Here is a 2,937-nt window from a genome sequence, read left to right on the forward strand (position 1 = left end):
CTCGTTCCCCCAGCGGGTAGAAGACCTTGGATGCGCAAGTCCTGCGCGTGAGACGGACCAACCGACGCCGGTCTCCCACGCTGTACTGATCGTGCTGTACGCGTGGGCCCGGTGTGCGTCGATTCGTGATGTTCGTTTCGGAATCGCCATCGTCAGGCGAAGGTCGGACCGGTCGAGCAGAGTGCGTCCTACGCTCCCCCGCCTCTGTCCGAGGCTCAGCGGAAGCGTTCGGCCTCACGTGCGAGTTGCACGAGGTCGGCGCACAGCGACTCCACCTCATGGGCCGCCGCACCTTCGGCAACGGCTGTCGCCACGTCCTCGGCGGCACATCGAACCTGGAAAACCCGGTCGACCATGGCGGAAGCTTCCTCCGAGGTAAGCACCACCGCATCGGCGGGGATACTCGTGCCCTTGACCTGGTTGCGCTGCTCGTACGCGCGCTGCCGGCAGGATTGGCGGCAGTACCGGCGACGCCGCCCCATCCCCGTCTCGGCCACTTCCCTCCCGCACCACACACAGGAATCGGGTCTGCGGGAGGCGCCGGTCATGGTCAACCACCTTACTGCGCGGCGCCTCGAGGCCCGCCCGGTAAGATGTCGAGGTTGCATCTGCGCGGCGTGCGGGAACCAATCGGGAGGCCGTGGCGTTGTAGATGAGTGTGAACGCTTGGTTCTGGTCCAGGCGTACTCGCGCGGAGACGATCGAGGAGAGGACACAACCATGGCAGATCGCGTACTTCGAGGAAGTCGACTCGGAGCGGTGAGCTACGAGACCGACCGTGACCACGACCTCGCGCCCCGTCGGATGGCCAAGTACCGGTGCGACAACGGTGAGGTCTTCGACATTCCCTTCGCCGACGATGCCGAGATTCCCGGCACGTGGCTGTGCCGTAACGGCCTCGAGGGAACCCTGGTCGAGGGCACCGCGCCCGAGGCCAAGAAGGTCAAGCCGCCGCGTACCCACTGGGACATGCTGCTCGAACGCCGTTCCAAGGAGGAACTGGAGGAGCTGCTGAAGGAGCGCCTCGACCTGCTGAAGGCGAAGCGCCGCGGAGCCTGACACAGGCAACCGAACCGTACGAACGCCGTCTCGGCTCTGCCGGGGCGGCGTTCGGCGCGTCCGGGGAGACTGCGACCCCGGCTTCGGCGCGGACGGGGTGTTCGACACGGACAAGCTTCTGTTGGTCACTGGGCTGGTCACCGTCTCGACAGGACTCATCCAAGTACTCCGATCTGCTGAACGCGGGCGCGTTACATTCCGAGCACACAAAGCACCGAGCGTCACGCCCCGAACACGCAGTCGAAGAAACCACGTATGACCGACCTCTCGGGCTTCCATACCATTTGAGAGGTAGGTCACATGACCGCTCTCAATCTACTATTCGGTACCGCGGAGTCAAGGGTTTGGTCTTCTCTTCGGCTAGATCTCACACCTGGGGTATGAAATCGGCACCCCGAAACCACGGCCGGTCGGGCATCCCCGACATTCCGTGTGGTCAACCGCTCGTTTCCTGTACAACCGCTCACATTTCGTGGTATACCCCCATCACCGCCCAAACCAAACCTTCCGGTCTGTCGGGCGGTGCTGCGGTCAGCGCACCGAGTGCGGCCGGTTCGCGCTGTCATCGGGATCGCTGTCCCTGCCGGTGTCGGGCGCGGCGTGCCGCGGCCGACGATGCGAACGCTCGAGGTGCGGTGCGATCGCGGCGAGAGCAGCCGGCGTCGTCATCGTCCAGTGCGTCGCGTCCACCGGATGCTCGTCGATGCTCCCGCGCACGAACTGGCCCCAGCAGGTCACCGGGTCCACGTGGAAACCATCGTCCAGGGCGGCGGTGAAGAACACCAGTTCGCCGTCGAACACCTTCGGCCGGTGTGCGTCGATCAGTTCGGGCGCTCGCTGCGCATTGCGGTAGATACGCTCGAGTTCGGGAGCGGTCAGTGCCGCCAGCGGTCCTCCGACGACCCGCAGCAGTGCCGCCGCCCGCTCGGCGTCGAACTGCCCGTCCGGCGCGAGTTCGTCGAGCACGCTGTCGTCCGGGAGGTCCAGGCCGACACCGCCGAGAAGATCCGCGGTGGTTGCGGAGTTCTCCACGCTGCGGTCGATCCCGACATAGCTGTCGAGGAGCCCCAGCAGACGCACCTCTTCACCGGCGTCCTGCAACTGCACTGCCATCTCGTGAGCGATGACCCCGCCCAGCGACCACCCCACCAGGTGGTACGGGGCGTGCGGCTGGATCGAACGGATCTCCCGGACGTAGCGGCCGGCGAAGTCGGTGATCGTCTCCGGATGCGGCTCGTCCTCGGTCAGCGCCGGCGACTGCAGCCCGTAGATCGGCCGGTCCTGGGTCAGCTCGCGGCCGAGCCCGGCGTAGCTCCAGGCGAGCCCGATGAACGGATGCACGCAGAACAGCGGCTCCGCCGTCCCTCTCGTGCGGATCGGCAGAAGCACGTCGAGCGACGCACCGGCACCGTCCACCCCGTCGTTCGTCCACTTCTGGATGCGCTGTCCCAGCGACTGCGGCGTGGGGTCGCTGAACATCCATTGCAGCGGGAAGTCGATTCCCAGCTCGGATCCGAGCGCGGACGCGACCCGGGTGGCGACCAGCGAGTTGCCCCCGAGGTCGAAGAAGCTGTCCGTGACTCCGACGCGGTCGATGCCGAGCACGTCGGCGAACACCGTGGCGACGGCGCGCTCGGCCGCCGTCCGCGGTGCCTGGTACTCGTCGGCCGCCGACCGGACGGCCGGTGCGGGCAGTGCCTTGCGGTCGAGTTTGCCGTTCACCGACAGCGGCAGGGTGTCCAGGTGCACGACGCGTGCCGGGATCATGTACGACGGGACGCGGGCCGACAGGTGTGCACGCACGTCGGACCAATCGGCCGCGGGCCGTCCCACCAGGTACGCCACCAGCGCTTCCTCGCCGCGGTCGTCGCGGTGCAC

The 2,937-nt window shown here is 67.0% G+C and carries 3 protein-coding genes; 1 reads left to right on the forward strand and 2 read right to left on the reverse strand.

Annotation, left to right across the window (positions count from 1 at the left end):
* Positions 1-215: 215 nt before the first annotated feature.
* Positions 216-548: a hypothetical protein gene (locus AZG88_RS14525; protein ID WP_005246337.1), complete on the reverse strand. Its 333-nt coding sequence runs from the start codon at positions 546-548 to the stop codon at positions 216-218.
* 172 nt (positions 549-720) lie between these two features.
* Here AZG88_RS14525 and AZG88_RS14530 point away from each other — a divergent pair, with 172 nt between their 5' ends.
* Positions 721-1,059 carry an RNA polymerase-binding protein RbpA gene (locus AZG88_RS14530; protein ID WP_005255751.1) on the forward strand — a complete coding sequence of 113 codons (339 nt, stop codon included), beginning with the start codon at positions 721-723 and terminating at the stop codon, positions 1,057-1,059.
* 531 nt (positions 1,060-1,590) lie between these two features.
* Here AZG88_RS14530 and AZG88_RS14535 read toward each other — a convergent pair.
* A partial coding sequence (locus tag AZG88_RS14535; RefSeq protein WP_231913999.1) for a thioesterase domain-containing protein occupies positions 1,591-2,937 on the reverse strand: 1,347 nt, incomplete at its 5' end.

Origin of the sequence: Rhodococcus sp. LB1 (genome assembly GCF_001583455.1) — a bacterium.
GTDB classification, from domain to species: Bacteria; Actinomycetota; Actinomycetes; order Mycobacteriales; family Mycobacteriaceae; genus Rhodococcus_F; species Rhodococcus_F opacus.